Here is a 22367-nt window from a genome sequence, read left to right on the forward strand (position 1 = left end):
GTTAAAGTCGTCAGTTTAATTTGTTTCATTTCTAATGTATGTTCGATGTCTAAGTGACGTCCTACAATGACCGCTAACACAGTAATAAAAGCCGCGACCAATTTGGAATGTTATCTGACAACAAACTTAGTGAAGGAGACTCCATTGAATTTGCACATACCTGCTGCGTCTGTTCCAAACCAAAGCTCCCCTTTTCTGTCTTTATAAATGGTATTTACAGCATTACTTGTAAGTCCCTCTTTTGTGGTATAATTCGTTAAGCTGTTACCATCGTATCGCCAAACCCCTGCGTCAACAGTTCCTATCCAAAGATTCCCCTTGTTGTCTTCGTTGATTGAATAAATACGGGCTAAGGTGCCCGGACCGGGTTTATTCGATGCTCTGAATTCTCTGTTGCTCAGTCCTTTTTCTTCCGTAAAATTGGTTAGAGATTTTCCATCATATCGGAATAATCCTGACCCATTGTTGCCAAACCAGATGTTACCATTTTTATCTTCAAACAGCCCGAGAACTGCGGGGCCGGCCAAGCCTTTTTCCGTAAACCAAGTAAAGGTTTTACCATCATATCGGCACACGCCATTTGCCTGTGTGCCAAACCAAAGATTGCCTTTTGTGTCTTTCAACGTACAATAAACGGCATAGCGGCTGAGAAGCTCAGGTGGGTTTGGTGAATATTTGGCATCAAAATCCGGTTTAGGAAATGGTAAATAGGCAAGCGAATGGGCGTTGTAGCGATAAACTCCCCCTCCTGCATAAAACCATAAATCATCCGACTCTAATTTCCAATCGTTGTTTACTATCAAACTTTCTTGCTTGGTAAATGTGGTAAAGGTTTTACTGTCATAGCGACTGACTCCGAATCTGCCGGTGCCAAACCAAATGTTACCCGCTTTATCTTCCTGAATGGATTGAATCTGATTATCGGCTAACCCATCTTTCTCAGTAAATTGAGTCAAATTTTTTCCAACGGGTTGTTTGGGGTCATAACGATACACACCTGCGGCATTCGTACCAAACCAATAAATTCCGTTTTTATCCTGAAAAATACTGCGTATGTTACCGTCAATTGCGGCGGTTGTATTCGCTTCGAAAATAGTACTGCCTGTCACTCCTTTTGGAACGGTTGTCGGTTCAGTTACGCCTTCGCTTTTAGGTTTGCTTTGTGGATTGCAGGAAGTGATGGAAACAAATAACAGCAACAGCGGATATAGATGGGTTGGCAAGAAATGCTTTTTCATTTGTTAACATTAAATTTCATGGCTGTTCATTTCTTACAAAATGAAAAAAATAGGATTTAGCAACCGTCGCCGCTTTTTTGTTTTGCCAACAATGGGCTGAGAATCATGTACATTAAGTCAACTTTTGTCAAATTAATGACCCGTTTGGCCTTCACATCGCTTTCGCGAGTGGGTTCGATGATGAGTTGGTCGCCAAAACGGGCTAATGCCAGAATGTGAGCTATTTCTACTTCGTACAATTCTCTTGAATCAGAAGATAAACCCTTGTTGACTACCTCGCCATCGTGTTTAAGATAAATTTTGAAAGGAACTCGCGGCGATTCTGCCGAACTTGGATTTCCTTTGACCAGTGCCAATACGCCTTTACTTCCTTTCCAAAAAGTTTGATAATCCAACGGTTTGCCGTTCAGAACCAACGGGTTGCCATAAAAGTAATTTTCCCCACCTTTGGAAAAGGTATTGGTGGTACTAAATGCCAGCACTACACTTAGTGCGGCGAACAGATGCATCATTGATCTTTTCATTGTTGTGATTTTTTTAGTTGTTTATTTCTTGTTTGCATTCTCCGAAAAATCGGTAAAAGCTTTTCCAACAGGCTGTTTGGGGTCGTATCGGTATAAACCGGTATTTCTGGTGCCGACCCAAATGTTTCCATCTCGGTCTTCTATCATACACCAAACGGAATAATCACCCAAGCCATCTTTTACAGTAAAATTTTTAAAAGATTTACCATCGTAGCACCACACACCTCCGTCACCATTAAATCCATTATCTTTCTCTCCACCGTTGAACCAAATATTTCCTGATTTATCTGATAACATAGGATTCCCAATGCCGACTTTCTCTGTAAAATTGGTAAAGGTTTTTCCATCGTAACAGAAATTGCCATTTTGCCTTCCTCCAAACCATAGATTCCCTTTCTTATCTTCTATAATTGTCCGAATCCAACCATCACCATTCGGTTTAAAACGACTTATCGTTTTTCCATCGAAACGGCAAACGCCTTCCATTCCGGGCGGCATTCCGGAAGCAAACCATATATTTCCATTGGTATCGTCTAAGATACAATCTACCATTTTAAGGTGAAGATGTTCTCTATTAATTACTCCGTCATTTTGTAAAAAATGGGTAAATGTTTTTCCATTGTAACAATACACTCCCTCACCCGTACCAAACCAAATCTTTCCGGTTTTATCTTGGAATATACTCCATACCGCATTTTTTTTGGAACCGTAATCGTTATAATTGTTATTGCTAACGGTGGTCATAAAGTTTGTAATGATTGGAACGTTAATTATCGTTTTTCCAACTGCCTGTTTGGGATCGTAACGACAGATTCCAGCATCTGTACCGAGCCAAATATTGCCGGCTTTATCTTCTAAGATAGACCAAACAGTATTGCTGTTCAGCCCATCTTTCTTGGTAAATTGGGTAAATGATTTGCCATCATAGCGGTACACACCTTCTCTCGTAGTGCCGAACCACATATTTCCTGCTTTGTCCTGTAATCCACAACGAATATTATCAAATTGCGTTGAGCCTTGGGTCTTTATCAGTTTTGGATGTCCGTTTGTGATTGTTTTTGGAGTACCTGCGATTTCCTGCGTTTGAGGTTTGTTTTGCCCATTGCAGGAAGTAAAAAACATAAAAACGAATAGCAAAGAATAAATTAAATTGGGAGTGTAAAACATCGTCATTTATCAGAGTTGAATTTTCTTGCTAATAACCATCCGGTATTTCCATTTTTAATTCGGCAAATACTTTATCCATTAAAGATGCGTCGAAGCCATTCTTTTTAAAGAACACAAAATCCTGTTTCAGCATATCTTTATTAAGGTGCTCTGTATATAATTTAATGGCTTTATCATACTCATTTTTAAATAAATAACAGTGTGCCAAATTGATCACTGCCGACTTGTCATTTGGTTCAAGTAGTATTCCCCGCTTTAAATAGTTAATTGCCTCCTCGTATTGTTTATTTTCCAATAAATGCCAAGCCAAATTGTTGATTTGATTAGCCGGCGCTTTTAAAGTATCTGCATTTGTGATTTTTATGGCAAAAGGATATTCTTTACCATCTACTTTACGAATAAAACCGGTTATATTTCCTGCTGCATCACTTACAAAAGTTTTTTCAGCACGAAATTCTTGATTAAAAAATTCTTTCTCGCTTGAAAAATGCATTTTGCTGCTTAGACCATCCGTCCAATAATAATAACCATCTTTTTTTTTAAATACGGAAGCGAGTTTGTTATCAAAAAGATAAACACCCTTGTATTTCTCCAAAATAGATTCTGACAGGGTAATTTCCTTTCTGAAAACAGGATTGTAAAATTCTTTCCACTTATAAACAGTGGCCACGCTGTTTACTATTTCCGGTAACAAGCTGACATTGTCTGAATTTAAAAATATTGCAACACCCTTGCCTCCCTCCATACTACCATAATACACGCCACAAAAACCATAATTTCGGGCATCATGTGTAAAGTATTTTGTTTCACCCCTTTTATCAATAAAAACACCCAAAGCCGATACTTCATCAACGGTTGGCGTTAGGCGCAACTTCGTCATTTCGGGTGATAATACTTTTGACGATTTTCCTTGGTATGCCATCTGGGTTTCAATAATATACTTGCATAGCTCGGTGGGTGTGGTCCATAAACCTCCGGCAGATTGTTCAGGTATAATATTAAATTTAGTAGCTAATTCGATGCCATCGGCAGTATAGCCCGTGGCTATCCATTTTAATTTGTTGTTGGGTGGTGGTTGGTTAAAAAAACTTTGTGTCATGCCTAAAGGCTTCAGCACATTATCGTACATAAATTGAGCGTAGGGCTGTTTAGTAATATCAGTAATCATTAATTGTGTCATTACTATGCCTCCATTAGAATACTGATGTTGTAAGCCCGGTTCAAATTCAGAACGTACACCCGGTGAATTAGAGGGTGCTTTACCATCCAATATTTCCGCTAATGTCGGGATTTTTGATTTTCGGGTATAGCCCAAAGAACCGTTAAATGAAATTCCTGCGGAATGACTCAGCAAATGCGTTAATGTAATTTTTTTGCCTTTTGAAAGCGTGTCATAAGGAAATTTCCACGATTTTAGATACGTATTAATGTCGGTATTTAAATCCAGTTTTTTAACCTGAGCTAATTTTAAAACACCTACTGCGTTTAACGATTTACTAATGGAACCGGGCTCAAACAAAGTTTCAGTAGTGACAGGACGTTTTTCTTTTTCATCAGCCCAGCCGTAGCCTTTTGCCCAAACTACTTTGTAATTATCTATAACCGCAATACTTAAGCCTTTTACCTTAAAATAAGCCATGCGTTCCAAAATATTGTCGGCTTTGCCGTTAATTATTACACGAGCTGCTAAATTGTTTTCAACCTGTTTTATTTGTTCTTCGATTTCTTTTGAATAGGTTGTTTGCGCCATTAAATGACCTATGCTTAGCCAAAGAGTAATTGATAAAAATGCTTTTTTCATTTTGATTTATACTTTATTTCTCCGGTTTTGTCTTTGGTAATTCCTCGGATGCTGTTACTGCAAAGTCCCTCTTTTGTAGTTGAATGAGTGATGATTTTTCCATCGTAACGATATACGCCATCCCCTTCAAAAGGATTGTCGGTTCTACCGTAAGTGCCGAACCAACTATTTTCGGCTTTGTCCTGCAATCCACAATGAACGTAATTAAACGGCCCTGTACCGCGCTTTGTGATTTTCAGTAAATCCACAGAGGAGTTTCCGGACTCAGAAATCCGGTGAGAAGTTTTGTATTGTCCGTTGCCGGAAGTGCTGAAAAGGAATAATAACAGCAGGGAAAACAGTTGTGCTGTTCCGGTGTGTAGGCTTCCTGCCGGTACTTTAATTGTTTTCATTTTTGTCGGTTGTTTTCCTGTTACTTTCGATGGAAGCAAAAGTATCAGACACAACCGAACAAAAAGAAAAACGCCTGTAAAAGAATGTAAACGAAATGTAAAAGTTTGTTATTCGGAGCGCAGAGACTGCGTCGGGTTCATTAGAGTGGCTTTAAATGTCTGAAAACCAACCAGAAGGATAATTAATACTCCAAAAGTGATTCCGACGCCCACAAAAGAAAGCCAACTCATTTCGATACGATAGGCATAGTTTTGAAGCCACTGATTCATGGCCATTAATACTAACGGAAAAGAAATAAGCGCAGCTACGGCGCTTACTGCCAAAAATTCTTTCAGAAACAGCATCACCAAACTTACACCCGAAGCGCCCAAAACCTTGCGAATGCCCAATTCTTTAGTACGACGCCCAACGCTCAGTGAAACCATGCCAACAACGCCCAACAATACAATAACAATGGCCAAAACGGTAGCCAACTGAGACGCTTTTTTGAGCCGCACTTCCGACTGATACAATTTCTGTAAGGTATCTTCCAAGAACGTAAACTCAAACGGAGTTCCCGGTGCCAGACGATTCCAACTTTTCTCAAGAATCGTCAAAGATTCTGACAAGTTTGTAGGTTGAAGTCGGAGGGTTAAATAGCGATAGACATTGGTGTTTCTGAGGTGCACAAAAGCCAGCGGCTGTATGGTTTGGTGCATGGACGTAAAATGAAAATCTTTGGTAATGCCATGAATGGTAAACACTTGCGGAATTCCTTGCAGTCTGACTTTTTGACCAAGAGCCGCTTCGGCATTTTTGAATCCGAGCGCTTTCGCAGTAGCTTCATTAACGACGATTTGTTCCGGATTAAAAGTGCCTTTTTTTGCGTAAAAGAATTCTCCCGTTGCCATCGGAATTTGGTAGGTCTCGGCATATCTTTCGTCGGTTTGCAGAACATTCATGGCGATGGCGCTGGTGGAATCGCCGCCTGCTTTGAAAAGACCGGTGCTGAAGCCCGTTCTTCCATTGGGAATTTCGAACGCAAAACTTCCGGCCGCCACTTTGGGTAAACGCGCCATTTCGTTGCGAAGTGTTTCCATCTTTTGGATTCCCGCTTCGCTCCAATCACGCGGAAGCGGTATCCAAAGCATGGATTCTTTGTTGTAGCCCAAGTCTTTATTGAAAAAATAATTAACCTGCTGTGAAATAACGACTGCTCCGCCAAACACAAACAGCGCAATGGCAAACTGAGACACGATCAACAATCGCCTAAAAAGTACATTTTCTTTTACAGATTTCAACTTCCCCTTCATTGAATCTATCGAAGGAAAAGCAGATAAGGCAAACGCGGGATAAGCGCCCGCCAAAATGCCAATTACAAATGCCAATAACACCAAAATCAACGCAAAGGACGGCCCAAAGGCAAACAATGACTTGATTTCTTTGCCCAAAATCTCTCCAAAAAACGACCGCAAAACTTGGTAAAAAATCAACGAAACAATGAGGCTGAAAAAAGTAATGAGCAGAGATTCGGCCAAAAACTGACCGATAATTTGGGCTTTTTTACTACCCAACACCTTACGCACGCCGATTTCTTTGAGGCGCGAAGTAGAACTTCCAATCGAAATATTAACAAAGTTGACAATCGCCATCAACAAAATAAAAACTGCAACAACACTCAGCGTCAAGATGGTTTTTTGAATCAATCCATTGTTGGATTGGCGGTAGAATTCTCTGAGTGGTGTTAGATAAATGGTTACATTGTCTCGGATAATTTCGGGCGCATTCGTAGCCAACGTTTTGGCAATGGGGCCCTTTAAATCTTCTTTAGTTACACCTTCTTTTAATTCCAGATAGTTGACAATATATACGTTGTTCCAAGTCTCAAATTGACCGCGACCAAAAAACGCCATGCTACTCATAGAAAGCAAAATGGGCGTGCCGTCTTCGATTAGATCAATGACCGAATTTTGAGGAAGTTTGTCCAGTACACCCGTAATCATGAACTCTTTACGACTGCCGGAAAACGAGTCAAAGGTCAGACTCTCACCCAGCACATCGGTTCGGCCAAAGTACTTTTGGGCTAACTGAACAGGAATGACCATCGAATTAGGACCGGTCAACGCCGTTTTAGGATTTCCCGCCAGTAGCGGCAGTCCGTACATGGTCAGCAAGGTTGAATCACCCAACTGAATGTCTTCTCTGAAATGTTTATCTCCTTTGGAAACGACCGTTTTGATACCGTCAAAGCGGTAATAGTTGGCTATCAAATTGGGGTATTGCTCTTTCAGCGTTTTGGCAATCGGCGCTAAGGTGGTGATATCCATGCCCATGTTGGGCTGTTTCCACTTGCTTTGGATAATGTATTGATTATCAATATTGCGTAGATCAGCATTGACCTGCCACTCTTCCCACACATAACTGCCGATCAACAACGTAAACGTCAGGCCGACGGCCAAACCCAAAATGTTGATGAGCGTATATATTTTGTTTTTACGCAGGTTGCGCCAACCGATCTTGAAGTAGTTTTGAAGCATGGTTCTGTACGTTAAAATGGCCTTGCAAGCTACGTACAAAATGGTTGCGGGGTTTGTTAAAAAAGCTTAATTGTTTGAATGTGAGACCGTAGGGGCAGGCCTCGCGCCAGCCCCTCTTCTACGCAAAATAGAGTAATAAAAAGGGCAGACGTAAAGCCTGCCCCTACGGGTTGTTTTTTTACTCCGTTTTCAACGATTCTGTGGGATTCATCAATGCTGCTTTGATGGATTGGGCACTAACCGTCAAAAATGCAATGGTTATTCCTGCCAAAGCGGCGATTGCAAAATACCACCAAGTGATATCGACCCGATGCGCGAAGCCCTGCAACCAATTATCCATAAAATAATAGGCGATAGGTGAGGCGATGACAATTCCAATAAAGACAAGTTTCAGAAATTCGCCGGAAAGCAGCCTGACAATGCTAACGATGCTTGCGCCCAATACTTTGCGAATGCCGATCTCTTTGGTGCGTTGCTCGGCGGTAAAAGTAGCCAAGCCAAACAAGCCCAGACAGGCGATCAAAATGGCAAAACCCGTAAAGGCGAAAATGATCTTACCCGTGCTGATTTCATACTCGTAAAGCTTTTGATAGGCTTCGTCCAGAAAATAATAATCGAAAGGCCTATCTGCTTTATAGCTATCATAAACGTGCTTTATAACCGCCAATTTTTCCTGAGCGTTGGCCGTTTTTTCCAATTTAACATAAATGTAGTTGTGAAATAAATCGTTTTTGCCGATAAAGAAAGCCATTGGACGAATCTGCCGGTGGAGAGATGTGAACGGAAAATCTTTGACCACGCCCACCAGATTTTTAGGTGTTCCGCTGCCGATATCAATACGCTGTTGATAGTTTTTGGCATTTATTCCCAATTCTTTTGCGGCGGCTTCATTGATGATAATGTTTCCCCCACTACTTAAATCAGCCTTTTGAGCGGGCGCAATAGCCCATTGTACACGCATGGTTTTAATGAATTCTTCATCGACGGGAAAACTATTGGCGCTCACAACTTTATCGGAATGGAGCGTCTTGAGATTCCAACCATTCATATAGCCGCCGTAAATAGGTAAAGTAGAGGCTGTTACGGCCTCTACGCCGCTGATTTGACTGAGGTTATTTCTGAGCGATGAATAGTGTTTGTCGATCCCCGTTTCAGGGTCTAAACGAATTCCGACAACCCGTTCTCTTTCCAACCCTACGTTTTGTCTGAGAAACAGATCTAACTGTTTTTTGATCAGAATAGAACCGATAATAAGCGCAATCGAAATGGTAAATTGAAAAACCGTCATGGATCGTCTTACCGTTGCGGAGCCCTTGCCGATGCCCAATTTACCTTTTAAAATGGCAATGGGCGTGAAGTTGGAAAGAAGAAGCGCGGGGTAACTGCCTGACAATAAAATACTAACAACATAAAAACCAATGGCAGGCAACCAGAAATAAGGAGTGGAGACAAACGATGAGTCGATCTTGAGTTGTAACGTATCGTAAAAAAAGGGCTTTAATAAACTGAAAAAGACCAAAGCAAGCCCAAAAGCCAAGGTAACGTATAGCGTCGATTCCAGATAAAACTGAACAATGAGCGATTTGCGCGCTGCTCCTACCACTTTTCTAACCGAAACTTCTTTGGCGCGGATGGTTGCGCGGGCAGTAGTAAGGCTTACATAATTGATAAGTGCTAAACTCAAGATCAATACCGCAATGATCCCAAATGTATTGACCGTCTTTTGAACGGTTTTATAAGAAGTATCAAAGTGATAATTGGGCAAAGCGTACAGATAAAATTTCTCATATTTGTTTTTTGCCTTTTCACTCAAAACCGATGGAATTTTGCGTGCTACATTAGCGGCAGCATCTGCATTTTTTAATAAAAAATAAGTATCAACGCCACCGCCTGCTCCTACCGATTCCAGTAGTTCATTGACTTGCTTTTCATCCATATGATTACGGTACAGGGCGCGGTCCAGAGCTCGTTGGGTTTGGAAATTGGCTAAAAAATTGAACCGAATGGTGGAGTTCAATGGCGGGTCGGCCACTATGCCTACTACTTCAAAAAGATGTTTTTTGTCGTAGGTAATGGTCTTGCCAATGGGATCACTATTGCCAAAATATTTTTTAGCCATGCTTTCGGTCAATACAACTGTTTCAGGGCGCGAAAGTACCGTGCGACGATCACCTTTGATTAACGGAAACGAAAACACCTGAAAGAAACGATTGTCGGCAAAACCAAAGCCCGATTCGTAATTCTTATGCTGCACATCCGACATGATCTGCTTGGTAGCATCGTTACTTATATTGATACGAGCATAATTCTCCACTTCAGGCGAAGCCTTCTGAACAGCTTCGGCAAATCGATATGACATCCATGGGATAGTATAGATTTGATCACCTTCCTGATGCTTGAGTTCTACTTTTACAATGCGGTCAGCGTGTTCATGAAAACGGTCAAAACTGTATTCATGTGCTACGTACAATGCAATCAACAAGGTGACGGCCAAGCCGGTAGCCAGTCCTGTAATGTTAATAAAGCTAAAAATGCGGTTGTGCCAAAGGTTCCGCAGCGCGATTTTAAAATAGTTTCTCAGCATAAGGTTAAGATTTTATTGGAACAGGAAAAATGGAACACGTACTTTCTGCGTTGCTTCGTTCTCCAATTTTTATTCCGTTTTCAACGATTCTGTAGGATTCATCAATGCTGCTTTGATGGATTGATAACTGACGGTCAGGAAGGCGATCAAGACACTCAAAAGCGCCGTAAGCGCAAACACCCACCAAGAGATATTGATCCGATACACAAAGTCAGACAGCCATTCATTCATCAACCACCAAGCAATGGGACCGGCAATCACCAATGCGGCCAAAACCAATATTAAAAAGTCTTTGGAGATCAAGCCTACAATGCCGGCAATGCTTGCTCCCAACACTTTGCGCACGCCAATCTCTTTGGTACGCTGATAGGCAGTAAGCGTTGCCAATCCAAACAATCCCAAGCAGCTTATCAATATCGCTACCGCAGTAGCCAGATTGACGATTTTGGCCATATTACGCTCAGATTCGTAATACTGCTTGAGCATATCGTCGTAAAATTTGTATTCAAAAGGCGCTTCCGGAAACGTCTTTTTCCATAAAGCTTCCATTTTTTTGATTCCTTTTTGCCAATCTGCGGGGCTTTTTGAAGCCATTTTGATGTTAAACTGTCCCGTATCGTCTTTGGAGGTCATCAAGGCCAAAGGTTGTATCTTTTCAGTAAAAGTGGCCGTATGAAAATCAGAAACAACTCCTACAATCGGAATAGCTCGATTGGAGCCGTTTTCAGCAATGTATTTGCCAATAGCTTCCTGCGGATTTTTAAAACCAAATTCCCGTACGGCAGTTTCATTGACTAAGTATTCCCGCACGGTATCGCTTGGCTGTAGATTACGGCCGGCCAATAGTTTCATTCCGTACAATTCAATTAAATCAGTATCTATATTTTTGCGATAAACAAGCCGTTCAATTTCGCCTTTTTTGTCTTTGTATTTATGGGTATTGCTGGAAAAGGATTGATTGAAAGGTGGATTTCCCAAGCTGACGGCGCCAATTTCAGGAATGCGCTTCAGTTCTTCTTTCAAAGTCAAATGCTTGTCTTTATACTCCGGTTTACTCAGTAATTTCCATGGAGCCTGAAAGGTCAGGACGGCTTCTCTGTTAAAACCCAGGTCTTTTTCGAGAGCGTAACGGATCTGTTGATTCAGAATAATGGCACCGATAATAAACGCCTGTGCAATAACAAACTGAAAGACGATCAGGCTTTTGCGAAGTGTAAATTTGTTTTTGCCAACCGAAAATGCAATTTGTCCGCGCAAAACCTGCGTAGGCTGAAAGCGTGTAACCAATAGACTCGGATACCAGCCTGATAATACACAAACCACCAAAATCAACAACAGCATAAAGCCGATGGTTTGACCCACATTTTGATATAATTTCAAATCCGAAGGAAGCAGATCGCCCAAGCCACTGCGGAAAGCTAAGGTCCAGACATAAGCCAGCCCGCAGGCAAAAAGGGTTACTAAAAAAGTCTCCCCCAAAAACTGCCCCACCAAACGCCCCCGAGGACTACCCAAGGTTTTGCGAATGCCAATCTCGCGGGCACGTTGGGGAACTTGGGCCGTTGTCAGGTTGATGTAATTGATAATGGCTAATGCCAACAAAAACAGCGCTAATCCCATCAACGCATACAGCGTATTTTTATCGACGGTACGGTTATTGTCGCGGTATTGCGTTCTGAAATGCACTTCGGTCAACGGAATCAGTTCGTGCCTACGCTTGAAATTCCCCCATTTTTTGAAATCCGCTTCCGCTTTTTTATTGGAGAGATCATTAATGTTTTTTGCCAACTGTGTTACGTTGGTTTTTTCATCGACCAGCATATAAATTTGGTCGTCAGAGTTGGTGCTTCCCCACGCTTCCACAAAATCTTTGGCTCTTTGGCCGGTCTGAATGGTAGGAAGTGACAGAAATTCTTCGCCTGAAAATGAACTTGGGCGATCCAAATTGGCAACGATACCCGTCACTTCTACGCTCAGTGTATCCCAATAGAGCATGGTTTTACCAATGATCTGTTCAGGTTTGAGGTTGGGAAAGTATTTTTGAGCGCGCGAATTTGTCAAAACCACTTGGTTGGGATGACTGAGAGGGCTGTTTGCGGAACCCGCCAGCCACTGATACGGAACCATTTTGAAATAGGCATTGGTCGTAGCCATTACATTTTCCACGTCCGGAAACACCAAAGGCTTGCCCGTTGATTGCGGTATTTGCAGGCTTGTTATCCATTTTCTGTGAACTCCCACCACGCTTTCTACGCCGCTGATCTGTTTGCGTATTCCTTCGGCCAACGGTTTGGGTGCACCGGCATTTCCTGATTCTTTGCCATCGAAGTTAAAAAGAGAGACAATTTTGTAGATGCGTTCCCCTTTAGGGTGTTGGGCGTCAAAACTGAATTCGTAGCTGACAAGCTGAAAAATGATCCAGCAGGCCCCTAAACCAATCGAAAGTCCTAACACATTGAGTCCCGTAAAAAGCCGATTCCGCCAAAGCTGACGCAGCGTGAGTTTGATGAAGTTTTGAAGCATGATCGTTTTTAATTAGATTGGAACAGGGAAAAACGGAGACAGGAAAACGGATTTAGTTTCGTTTTCCTTTGCTCCGGTCCATTGTTTTTCCGTATTCCGTTTATATTCTTCCGGTTTCCAATTTTACTCTGATTTTAATGATTCCGATGGGTTCAGCAGGGCGGTTCGAATGGCTTGATAACTCACCGTAATAAGGGCAATTAAAATGGACAATATACCTGCCAAGGCAAATACCCACCAACCGATTTGGATACGGTAAGCAAAATCCTGCAACCATTTTTCCATGGCGTAATATGCAATCGGCGAAGCGATCACGATGCCGACCACTACCAATTTTAAAAAGTCTTTGCTTAATAAAGTGGTAATACTGAGCACTGTAGCACCCAATACTTTGCGAATACCGATCTCTTTGGTACGCATTTCGGCGGTAAATGTAGCAAGCCCGAATAATCCCAAACAAGAGATCAATACGGCGATAACCGCGAAGGCATTGAAGAGCGTAGCTGTACGTTGTTCTGTGCGATACAGACGGTCGAAGGTTTCATCTAAGAAACGGTATTCCAACGGGCGGCTTGGAATCAATTCTGCCCAAACTTTTTCAGCGGCGCGAATGGCTTCCGACTCTTTGCCGGCAACGGCCTTGATATAAATACCGCTGCGCCAGCCCGGATTATTGAAAAGTACCAACGGTTCAATTTTTTCGCGAAGACTTTTGTAATGAAAATCTTTTACCACACCCATCACGATTCCTTTGTGGCCCTGAAAATGAAAGCGTTGTCCAACGACAGGCGTTCTTAATTTAAACTTCTTAACGGCGGCTTCATTAAGGACCACATTTTCCTGATCGGCGGTGCTGTTTTCGGCAAACCAACGTCCGTCGGCCATTTTCAGATTGAACATTTTTTGGTAATTTGGCTCCACCGATATCTGCGCAACCGTGGGTTGAAAGTCAGCCGGGCGACCGTCCCAATCCAAACTGCCGCTATGAGAACTCTTGATCTCTACAATATTCTGGCTCGAAATAGTAACGTCTTCAACGCTTGATTCATTGAGGAGTCGACTTTTGAAAGTCGTTGCATCCACTTTCGGTTTTACGTCCCAAGGAATCGTAAATTCAAATAAATGCGCCCGGTCATAGCCCAATTTGGTATTTCTGATAAATCTGATCTGTTGATAAACCACTAGGGTAGCAACCAGAAATACGATAGAAACTGTGAATTGAACCACTACCAGACTTTTGCGGAAAGTGCTGTTGTTGGTTCCCAACACGTTGAAACCACGCAATGCTCTGATGGGCTGAAAAGAGGATAACAAAACGGCAGGATATACCCCCGTAAGTACAATAGCAAGCAAGGTTGTCCCCAACAAAACGCTCCATAGTGCACTATTGCTGAAATCCAATTGGAACGTTTGGCCCGTTAACTCATTGAAAACGGGCAGAAAACCGTAGACCAGCAAAAGGGAAAAAACCAATGCCGCAAGGCACATCAGCGAAGATTCAATCATGAATTGAGCAAAAAGCTGCGAAGGCGCCGCGCCGATCAACTTTTTGACACTCACCTCCTTGGCGCGAATACTCGCTCGGGCGGTAGTAAGATTGACGTAGTTGATACAAGCCGTTAATAGAATAACCAATGCTAATCCAAAGAAAATATAAACTGTTTTTTTGTCTCCCTGTTCGGCGGTATTATGACGGTCTACGGTATCGAAATGCATTTCACGGATCGGTTCTACTTCAAGCGTAATGCTTGTATCGACTTTGCCTGTTCCGGTGTCTTTTTTAGCGACCTGCGTCAGGTTTGTCAGCTTTCCGTTGATTTTTTTGAGATTGGCATCCGGGCGCAGAAGCAGAAAGGTTTCGTAATTGAAATTATTCCAATTATTGTCGTTCTTATATTTATCAGGGTTGGACAAATGCACTGCCAACGGAAGCAGGAAGTCGTAACGAAAGCTGGAGTTGGTTGGATTGTCTTTAATAACGGCTCGAACCACGTAATCAAGGGTGTCGATTCGAATGATTTTTCCGGCAACTTTGGTTTGTCCGAACAGTTGCAATGCCTTCGATTCTGTGAGGGCAACGCTGCGTATATTTTTAACAAAATCTGTCGGGTTGCCATCCGTAAACGTATAATCGAAGACCTCGAACCAATTTTCGTCTACACAGGCTACGTTTTTTTCGTTGGATAATTTATCGCCGATCCGAACGGGGAGGCCGTTATAATACGATTTTATAACGCGCGTCACCTTCTCTACTTCGGGAAGGCGCTTGGCCTGCGCGGCCAATGGAAGTGGGGTACTTGCCCAATGCCACGTTTCTTCTTTGTTGACTTGATTATGCGTAATGATCTGATACGTTCGCGAAGCTTTGGTGTGATAGGAATCAAAACTTAATTCATTCTGAACCCACATCAGGATCAAAACGGCGGCGGCCATTCCTACGGCCAGGCCTGTAATGTTTAAGATCCCGAAAAGGCGGGTTTTGAGCAGATTTCGAACGGCAAATTTTAGCATAACGTAGTACGTTTAGGTTATTGCCTATTATTTACTCTAAATATATGCCAAAAGCGAAGGTATTTGAAAATCAGAACGTTATTTGGTATTTATAAAAAAAAGTGTCCATTTGTGGACACTTTCAAGTACGGGAGTGGACAAGGGTTATTTACTTCTTGCATTCCCCTTTGGTAAAATTGCCGATTCCTACCCGGGCGGCCTCACAGGCATTTCCGTAGGTCTTGCCGTTGCATCCGCAGACAGGGTCATAAAGTGCATCGCATACCATGCCGTTGTTCGCTTTTTCGACGCATTCATCAGTCACTTCTTTGCTGCATCCTGTCAAAACGGCAAGTATTACTACAGCGATTAATCCTTTCATTATTTTACCACGTTTATTTCCAGAACATCAATTTCGTCGTATTCGCCGGTTTTGCCCCAACCGCATTTGACGGTTTGTTTTTTGCCCGTCAATTTATATTTCATTTCTACATCAACGGAATAGACGCCATATTGGGCAACCGCCATCTGAATGAGCGAATTTACTTTCTCCTTAGACGAATCGCTCGGTAAAAAAGTAGTCGTTTGCTTGTCTACTTCTACCGATATATGCCAATCACAACCATCAACGGCTAACGCATTTGCCAGTTTGGCTTTGGTGGTTATGGAGTCTTTTGGGGTAATTCCCGAATTGCAGGAAAGTAATCCCACCAATAGGAGTATGTTTAAAAAGAGAATCGGTTTCATGGTTTTAGACTTTTGTTTTTTACAGGACGTAAATAGAAAAGAAAAAGTTGGAACCGGAGCATGTAAATGAAGGCGCTCGGCACTTTTTTAGTTTATGATATAAAAAATCGTGCCTGTAATAGAGTTTTCGCATTGATCTTTGCCAGGCATGAAAGGTTTCGAAAATGTAAGTACTTTTTCGAAACTACTTTAGAAGAATTACCTACAATAAAAAAACCTTCCAAGTCTTTATGGGACTGGAAGGTTTCGATATTTTTCTTTTTAAATTTCGTTACTCGGAACGTAAAGAAGTGGTTGGATTGGTCAGGGCTGCGCGTATGGCCTGAAAACTAACCGTCAGGAAGGCGATGGCGATGGCTAAAAAGGCCGTAATGGCAAATACCCACCACTGAATAGGAGTGCGATACGCAAAATCGGCCAACCATTGATCCATGAGCCACCACGCTGCCGGAGAAGCAATAAGAATGGCAACGCCCACCATTTTAAGAAAATCAAACGACAGCAATGCCATAATACTTACGACCGAAGCACCAAGCACTTTGCGAACGCCGATCTCTTTGGTACGCTGCGAAATAACCATGATCGCAATGGCGAATAATCCCAAACACGACAGAATGATTGCCAATGTGGCCGCGCTGAAAAATATCTGCGAAAGACGCTCTTCTTTTTGGTATTGTTTGTTAGTATTTTCGTCCAAAAACGAGCCCAAAAATTCGGATTTGGGCGCTATTTCGTTGTAGGTTTTCTTCAGCAATGCAATGGTTTCATCGGTATGGTCGGGAGCGATTTTGACGAAGATATAATTGATGGAAAATCCATTCATGAAAAATGTAACCGCTTCGATCTGACGATGTAATGACTCGAAATGGAAATCTTTCACGACGCCGATCACTTTGTGTTTGTTGTCAGTATTGAGCGTTACGCCAATGGGGTCTTTTACGCCCAATTGCTTCGCCATCGTTTCGTTGATCACCACCGCGCTGACGGTATCGGTTGCATACGCTTCTGAGAAATCCCGCCCGTCCAACATCTTCAGGTCAAGCGTTTTTACGTACTCGTAGTCGGCGGTGCGCATGTTGGTTTTGATGCTTTTGCCGTTTTGCTCAAAACCCAATACAGACTTGGAGAAAGAACCGTCCTGACCACGGCCCAGATTCACATCAGAGCCGGTCATGCTCAGGATGCGCGGTTGGTTCGCCAAACGGTTGCGGAAATGCTTCAAAAGTCGCTTGCCCGCTACTTCATTGCCAATCGGAATACTGTATACTTGGGTGGTGTTAAACCCTAAAGGTTTGGAACGCAGGTATTTGATTTGTGTCCAAACGATCATCGTACAGGCAATGAGCAATACCGACATCGTAAATTGGAAGATTATCAACATATTACGAATGCCGCCTGAACTGCCGCTTACTTTGACTTTTCCTTTCAGCACTTCTACGGTATTGAATTTCGTTACGGCCCAAGCGGGATAACCGCCGGCAATAAGCGTAATGACGGCAAAACAAAGAAAAATAATGCCTACCAGCAGCGGTGCTTTGAGCATCGCGAGCGACAATGTTGTACGGAAAATGGCGTTGTATTGCGGAATAAGCAGATAAGCCAATAGAATGCCTGCGCCAAAAGCGGCAACGCAGATCAAAAAGGCTTCACCCCAAAATTGACCCACAATTTGAGATTTAAAAGCGCCGAGTGCTTTGCGCATTCCCACTTCTTTGGCGCGGGTAAACGACTTGGCAATGGATAAATTAATGAAATTGATGGCCGCGATCAGCAAGATCACAATACCCACAATGAGCAGCGTATAAGGATAAACTTTGTTGATTGCCTGACTCCGTCCACCCACTTTTGTGTCGAAATGACTATCGGCCAAGCCCATAATACGCGTGCTGATTATCTCGCCCCGATCATCTACTTTGGCACCTTCTTTTTTCAATTGCTCAATGTTGCCTTTGTAATATTTGGCGCTAAAGGATTTAAGGCGTTTTTCAAAGGCTGCCACTGTCGTTTTTTCATCCAGCTTGATGTATAGCGAGTGCTGGTCAGCATCCCAACGGTCTTTATTTTGGTCGTACTCATTCACATTTTCGATGCGTACGAGCATATCGTTATCAATGCTTGTATTTTCGGGCCCTTTTTCCAAAATCCCCGTTACCATAAACGATTGCTTTTTGTCGCCGTGATTAATGGTAAGGGTTTTTCCCATCGGATCCTGCTCACCGAAAATGTTTTTGGCCACATCTTCCCGCAAAACGATGTTACTCAAATCTTTAAGGGCTGTTTTTGGGTCACCTTTCAACAATTTATAGCCAAAGACCTGTAAATATTCTGGGTCGGTAAAGACAATACCCTGATTGATCAACTTGTCATTTTTTAAGAGCTGCGCTCCGCCGTCCATGACCCGTACCGCCAGTTTTACTTCGGGAAATTCCGCTTTCAGGGCATTGCGCATCGGTAGCGGCATTGAGTTGCCGTATTGTTCGCCCTGTGGCTCATTTACTTTGTGGTAAACGCGGTAAACCGCGCCTTTTTCTTCATGAAATTGGTCAAAGGTCAACAAATCATAGGCTGTCAGAAACAGTAACGTGCTGATGCCAAATGCTACCGAAAGACCTATTAAGTTGATGAAGAGGTAGGTTTTGTTTTTCCACAGGTTGCGGAAAGCGATTTTGAGATAATTGCGTATCATGGTTGTTATATAAAAACAAAAAAATTGTAGGGGCAGGCCTTGCGTCTGCCCGATATCGACGAAACACAGAGCCTTCCAATTTTATATTCATATTCCGGGCAGACGTAAAGCCTGCCCCTACACATTCATAAATTAATTCGCGCCGGTCAAAATTTGACGTTGTTTGATCAGATCTTCTCTTTTTACGAACGTAATGGGCACAAACTCATCCGTGGGCGCACCGATGTAGTAAAGCGACCAGTCCTGATCGTATTTTGAGAGAATGTGACGAAGGCAATCCGCGCGGTCAACGGTAGGAATGCCGCAATCTTCCCAGTAGAAAAGCTCTACGCGGTAGTGCAGCGCCTGCTTTTGGCCATTGATGGTGACTTCGATTTCGATGTCTTGCTTCCCCAACTGGGTCGGAATTGGAATTGCAATATGTGCCATGTGATTAAAGGTTTAATAGGGAATATAAAAAAGGAGATAAAAGCAATGTCTCTTTTTTTCGAACAAACGTAATCTGAATGAACTGCTCCGTGGGCGAACCCATGTAATAAAGCGTCCAATCTTTGTCATAGTGTGAAAGAATGTGGCGAAGGCATTCGGCGCGGTTGACGCTCGGCATGCCGCATTCATTCCAATAAAACAACTCAACGCGGTAATGTAACGCCTGTCGTTGGCCATTAATAGAAACTTCAACTTCAATGTCTTGTTTCCCGAGTTGAGAAGGAATTGGAATCGCAATATGTGCCATACGTTTAAATAAATAAAAATGAAAATAATGGCTGACCAATCATAGCTCAAACCTCGTACCAAATAATAAACTCTACTGATAGCCAGTATTTTATGGGTAAATAAAAAGAGATATTTGTCCGAATATGGACATCCTTTGTTCGTTGATGGACAACATAAAAAAGGCCTGAATTTGAAATTTTCGCTTTTAGGCAACCCTTTACTCAGAACCAAGCGCTTTGACGAGATTCGAAATGGCCGAACGATATGTTTGCAGGCCGACGGTTAGGCCAACAATAACAAACAATAGCGCAATGCATGGCCCGAAGGTTTCGAGGCCAATGGAAACATGTTAGGAGAAGTTGAGCAAGAAAGTCCTTCCCGCCACATACCCCAATGAAGCGCCGGTTATCATGATTTTTATGGTAGAATTATGATAACCGGCGTTCGGCGTTCTGAAACAGATAATTTAGTTTGTATTACTTTATTGGGATCAAACCTCATGCCACAAAATTTATGTCTTGATTCTTAGGGCTTTATCGAAGAATATAGCGTTTTATTTGTCCGTTTTTGGACGAACCTGTTCGCTGATGGACAGCTCTAAAAGCGCTAATGAATGACCAATTCCACTCGCCGGTTTTTGGCGCGCTCGGTTTCGTTGGTATTGGCCGTAAGCGGACGCGTACCACCGTAGCCTCGGGAGATGATTCGTTCTTCCGAAATTCCTTTTCGAACAAGATAGTTTCGCACAACTTTGGCCCGATTTTCCGAAAGCGCTAAATTGAGGCGCGGGTCGCCTACATTGTCGGTATGGCCTGCAATTTCAATGGCAATGGTAGGGTTTTTCTGTAAATACTCGGCTAACCTATCCAGCTCTCGGTAAGAAGAGGGAAGTAAAAGATAACTGCTTTGTTCAAACGTAACATTTTCGAGAATCGTGGCTTTTCCCTTTTCAGAAGGATAATGTACTTCCTCCACTACGGGCGGTTTTTCTTCAACGGGAGTAGAAATTACAGGAGGCGTTTTTGGAGTTGTTGGTTTTTTATTGGATGAAACCGGCTTCGGTGTCGGCGATTTTACAACGGTTTTCGGCGGTGAGGCTACTTTTGGAGCAGGTTTGGAAGCAATGGCGGGGGGAGATGTTTTAGGCGCAATCGGTTTTGGAACGAGCGCTTCGGCTTTGTATAAATAGTTGGTATTGATAGGTTGTAACTCTAAAGCATTGGGCAATTTCCAATACACCTGCACTTCACCTTCCAACATTGCGTTAAAATAGTCGATCTTCAGATCGTAAATTTTCCCTTTTTCGAGTTTGACGTTACCCCTAAAATTGCCGGTGTCGTGCAAGCCCCATGCGTCAACGATCAATTTTCCGCCTACCCATATTCGGACGCCGTCGTCTACCTTTGCGGCAAACTGATATACACCCGTAAGAGGAGGAACTAACTTTCCGGTCCAACGTACCGAAAAATAGTTTTCTTTGACATTCGGTCCCGGGCTTTTGCCGCGCCAGGAAAAATTGACCTGAGGATCGGTGCGGGTCAATACTTTTTCGTCAAAATTGCGACCATTATAGTATTCTCCCTGCAAACCGTGTTGCGCCCGCAACTGCATTGCGCATAATGCAATGGTAAGAAATAGTAACGTTTTCATGCTGTCTGCTTAAATTCCACTTTCCCTTCACTCTCAACGAAAATAATACAACTTCCGGAAATTAGGAACAGCGAAATGAATGTAAATGATGGATGGCCGCAGACTCCGACCGAAAGGAAAACTTCTTATTTCTTCAGGGCATAAACGGTTCCGTCATAACACGTAACCACCAACAGGTTTTCCGATAAGGCAGGCGTGGAAAAGATGGCGCCGAGTTGTTGGTACATAGTTAATTGATCTTCCGGAAATGGTAGAGTTTGACCTATATCGTCGCGATAACTGCCGTTTTCTTTGAAATACTTGACTTGATTCGTACGAGATGCTTCGTTGGTGAATGTCCATTTGGCGACTCCTGTTTTTAGGTCAACGCCAAACAATTGGCCTTTCAAGGTGCCGAAATAACCCATTGTTTTGCTCAACACTGTACCGCCAAAAATATTGAAATGGGCGTCTGCTTTCCAATGAACCTTGCCTGACACAATATCAACGGCAAAGAGCTGTCGGTCATCGGATGTGCCGAGGTAAATGACCGAATCATTGGGCATAATGGGCAGCGCCCAACCGCGTGGAAAGGTTTTCATCCAATGGCAATAACCGCTGTTTTCGTCAATGGCATAAAAATTAAAATCGCGCGTTCCGACCATCACCAATCCTTTGGCTGCTACGGGATCCCCCATGACCTCGCCTTTGGGAAAATAGCGTTGCCCTGTCGATTTAAATTTCCAATGCAATGCACCCGTTTGTGGATTTAAAGCATACAAATAGCCGTCAAAAGAGCCAACGAACAGCTTGTTATTATGTAAAAAAGGTTTGGTGTGTACAACATCCTCCGTTTTATAATTCCAGAGCAGTTCGCCGTTGCTGCTTTTAAGAGCATACACATACCCGTCCCCGGAGCCGAAATAAACGATCCCGTTTTGCACAATGGGCGAAGAGTGATAATAATCGGCAAAGTCATTGCGGCGGTCGCCCAAATAGCCCGTAGCGGTTTGAAATTTCCAGATTTGTTTGCCGGTCTTTTTGTTCAAACAATACAAACCACCATTGCCGCTGTATAAAAACAGGTTGTCATTTTCAAGACAAACGGTAGAGCGAATAACGCCTGTGGTTGGATATTTCCATTTTACGGTGCCGGTGGCTTTGTCAAGAGCGTAGAGGCTTCGGTCAAGGCTGCCAAAGTATACTAAATCGGCATCTATAACAGGTGATGCTACAATAGGCCCCGCTTTGAATTGCCAATTTATTGAAGGAAGTTGGTCAAAATCATTGGATTGAGAAAAGGCGCTTCTACCAAAAACCGGAAGCAGCAAAAGAAAAAGTCGATACATAGT

16 protein-coding genes are annotated in these 22367 nt (G+C 42.8%); all 16 read right to left on the minus strand.

All coding sequences use genetic code 11. The annotated features are described in order from the left end of the window. Positions 1–110: 110 nt before the first annotated feature. The 16 genes from ACQY73_RS20595 to ACQY73_RS20670 all read right to left on the minus strand — a co-directional run bounded on the left by ACQY73_RS20595 (position 111) and on the right by ACQY73_RS20670 (position 22364). Positions 111–1238: a ligand-binding sensor domain-containing protein gene (locus tag ACQY73_RS20595; RefSeq protein ID WP_428654406.1), complete on the minus strand. Its 1128-nt coding sequence runs from the start codon at positions 1236–1238 to the stop codon at positions 111–113. A gap of 56 nt (positions 1239–1294) precedes the next feature. Continuing rightward, complete coding sequence (locus ACQY73_RS20600) at positions 1295–1762, minus strand: hypothetical protein (RefSeq protein WP_428654409.1); 468 nt, start codon at positions 1760–1762, stop codon at positions 1295–1297. A 21-nt stretch (positions 1763–1783) separates the two neighbouring features. Next, positions 1784–2884: a ligand-binding sensor domain-containing protein gene (locus tag ACQY73_RS20605; RefSeq protein WP_428654411.1), complete on the minus strand. Its 1101-nt coding sequence runs from the start codon at positions 2882–2884 to the stop codon at positions 1784–1786. A gap of 73 nt (positions 2885–2957) precedes the next feature. Further along, complete coding sequence (locus ACQY73_RS20610) at positions 2958–4730, minus strand: serine hydrolase (protein WP_428654413.1); 1773 nt, start codon at positions 4728–4730, stop codon at positions 2958–2960. Then, entirely contained in the window at positions 4727–5122 is a 396-nt protein-coding gene (locus ACQY73_RS20615; protein WP_428654415.1) for a hypothetical protein, read from the minus strand. Before ACQY73_RS20615 ends, ACQY73_RS20610 begins: the two co-directional genes overlap by 4 nt. 108 nt (positions 5123–5230) lie before the next feature. Beyond that, positions 5231–7639 (minus strand): ABC transporter permease, encoded by a 2409-nt coding sequence (locus tag ACQY73_RS20620; RefSeq protein WP_428654417.1) that lies wholly within the window; start codon positions 7637–7639, stop codon positions 5231–5233. Between the two features lie 178 nt (positions 7640–7817). After that, a complete protein-coding gene (locus tag ACQY73_RS20625; RefSeq protein WP_428654419.1) occupies positions 7818–10223 on the minus strand; it encodes an ABC transporter permease in 2406 nt (801 codons plus the stop codon). Positions 10224–10292: 69 nt separating this feature from the next. Then, positions 10293–12746 (minus strand): ABC transporter permease, encoded by a 2454-nt coding sequence (locus ACQY73_RS20630; RefSeq protein WP_428654421.1) that lies wholly within the window; start codon positions 12744–12746, stop codon positions 10293–10295. 123 nt (positions 12747–12869) lie between these two features. Then, the gene (locus tag ACQY73_RS20635; protein WP_428654423.1) at positions 12870–15257 is read right to left on the minus strand and encodes an ABC transporter permease; all 2388 of its coding nucleotides are present in this window, start codon (positions 15255–15257) and stop codon (positions 12870–12872) included. 148 nt (positions 15258–15405) lie between these two features. After that, complete coding sequence (locus ACQY73_RS20640; RefSeq protein WP_428654425.1) at positions 15406–15618, minus strand: Kazal-type serine protease inhibitor family protein; 213 nt, start codon at positions 15616–15618, stop codon at positions 15406–15408. Next, positions 15618–15983 carry a hypothetical protein gene (locus tag ACQY73_RS20645; protein ID WP_428654427.1) on the minus strand — a complete coding sequence of 122 codons (366 nt, stop codon included), beginning with the start codon at positions 15981–15983 and terminating at the stop codon, positions 15618–15620. The genes ACQY73_RS20640 and ACQY73_RS20645 overlap by 1 nt, the downstream gene beginning before the upstream one ends. A gap of 271 nt (positions 15984–16254) precedes the next feature. After that, positions 16255–18669, minus strand: a complete 2415-nt coding sequence (locus ACQY73_RS20650; protein ID WP_428654429.1) for an ABC transporter permease — start codon at positions 18667–18669, stop codon at positions 16255–16257. Positions 18670–18801: 132 nt separating this feature from the next. Beyond that, positions 18802–19098 (minus strand): hypothetical protein, encoded by a 297-nt coding sequence (locus ACQY73_RS20655; protein WP_428654432.1) that lies wholly within the window; start codon positions 19096–19098, stop codon positions 18802–18804. 4 nt (positions 19099–19102) lie between these two features. Then, on the minus strand, positions 19103–19405 hold the full coding sequence (locus ACQY73_RS20660; protein ID WP_428654435.1) for a hypothetical protein: 303 nt from the start codon (positions 19403–19405) through the stop codon (positions 19103–19105). Positions 19406–19992: 587 nt separating this feature from the next. After that, a complete protein-coding gene (locus ACQY73_RS20665; RefSeq protein WP_428654438.1) occupies positions 19993–21036 on the minus strand; it encodes an OmpA family protein in 1044 nt (347 codons plus the stop codon). Between the two features lie 125 nt (positions 21037–21161). Further along, positions 21162–22364, minus strand: coding sequence for a PQQ-binding-like beta-propeller repeat protein (locus tag ACQY73_RS20670; RefSeq protein ID WP_428654440.1), 1203 nt, complete (start codon positions 22362–22364; stop codon positions 21162–21164). Positions 22365–22367: the final 3 nt, after the last annotated feature.

Origin of the sequence: Runella sp. (genome assembly GCF_965279615.1) — a bacterium.
GTDB lineage: Bacteria > Bacteroidota > Bacteroidia > Cytophagales > Spirosomataceae > Runella.

Excerpts from the sequence above, each read along its gene's own strand:
- ACQY73_RS20645 (WP_428654427.1), bottom strand. The coding sequence starts at position 15,983 with ATGAAACCGATTCTCTTTTTAAACATACTCCTATTGGTGGGATTACTT.
- ACQY73_RS20655 (WP_428654432.1), bottom strand. The coding sequence starts at position 19,098 with ATGGCACATATTGCAATTCCAATTCCGACCCAGTTGGGGAAGCAAGAC.
- ACQY73_RS20635 (WP_428654423.1), bottom strand. The coding sequence starts at position 15,257 with ATGCTAAAATTTGCCGTTCGAAATCTGCTCAAAACCCGCCTTTTCGGG.
- ACQY73_RS20670 (WP_428654440.1), bottom strand. The coding sequence starts at position 22,364 with ATGTATCGACTTTTTCTTTTGCTGCTTCCGGTTTTTGGTAGAAGCGCC.
- ACQY73_RS20605 (WP_428654411.1), bottom strand. The coding sequence starts at position 2,884 with ATGTTTTTTACTTCCTGCAATGGGCAAAACAAACCTCAAACGCAGGAA.
- ACQY73_RS20595 (WP_428654406.1), bottom strand. The coding sequence starts at position 1,238 with ATGAAAAAGCATTTCTTGCCAACCCATCTATATCCGCTGTTGCTGTTA.
- ACQY73_RS20640 (WP_428654425.1), bottom strand. The coding sequence starts at position 15,618 with ATGAAAGGATTAATCGCTGTAGTAATACTTGCCGTTTTGACAGGATGC.
- ACQY73_RS20615 (WP_428654415.1), bottom strand. The coding sequence starts at position 5,122 with ATGAAAACAATTAAAGTACCGGCAGGAAGCCTACACACCGGAACAGCA.
- ACQY73_RS20630 (WP_428654421.1), bottom strand. The coding sequence starts at position 12,746 with ATGCTTCAAAACTTCATCAAACTCACGCTGCGTCAGCTTTGGCGGAAT.
- ACQY73_RS20600 (WP_428654409.1), bottom strand. The coding sequence starts at position 1,762 with ATGAAAAGATCAATGATGCATCTGTTCGCCGCACTAAGTGTAGTGCTG.
- ACQY73_RS20625 (WP_428654419.1), bottom strand. The coding sequence starts at position 10,223 with ATGCTGAGAAACTATTTTAAAATCGCGCTGCGGAACCTTTGGCACAAC.
- ACQY73_RS20610 (WP_428654413.1), bottom strand. The coding sequence starts at position 4,730 with ATGAAAAAAGCATTTTTATCAATTACTCTTTGGCTAAGCATAGGTCAT.
- ACQY73_RS20650 (WP_428654429.1), bottom strand. The coding sequence starts at position 18,669 with ATGATACGCAATTATCTCAAAATCGCTTTCCGCAACCTGTGGAAAAAC.
- ACQY73_RS20665 (WP_428654438.1), bottom strand. The coding sequence starts at position 21,036 with ATGAAAACGTTACTATTTCTTACCATTGCATTATGCGCAATGCAGTTG.
- ACQY73_RS20660 (WP_428654435.1), bottom strand. The coding sequence starts at position 19,405 with ATGGCACATATTGCGATTCCAATTCCTTCTCAACTCGGGAAACAAGAC.
- ACQY73_RS20620 (WP_428654417.1), bottom strand. The coding sequence starts at position 7,639 with ATGCTTCAAAACTACTTCAAGATCGGTTGGCGCAACCTGCGTAAAAAC.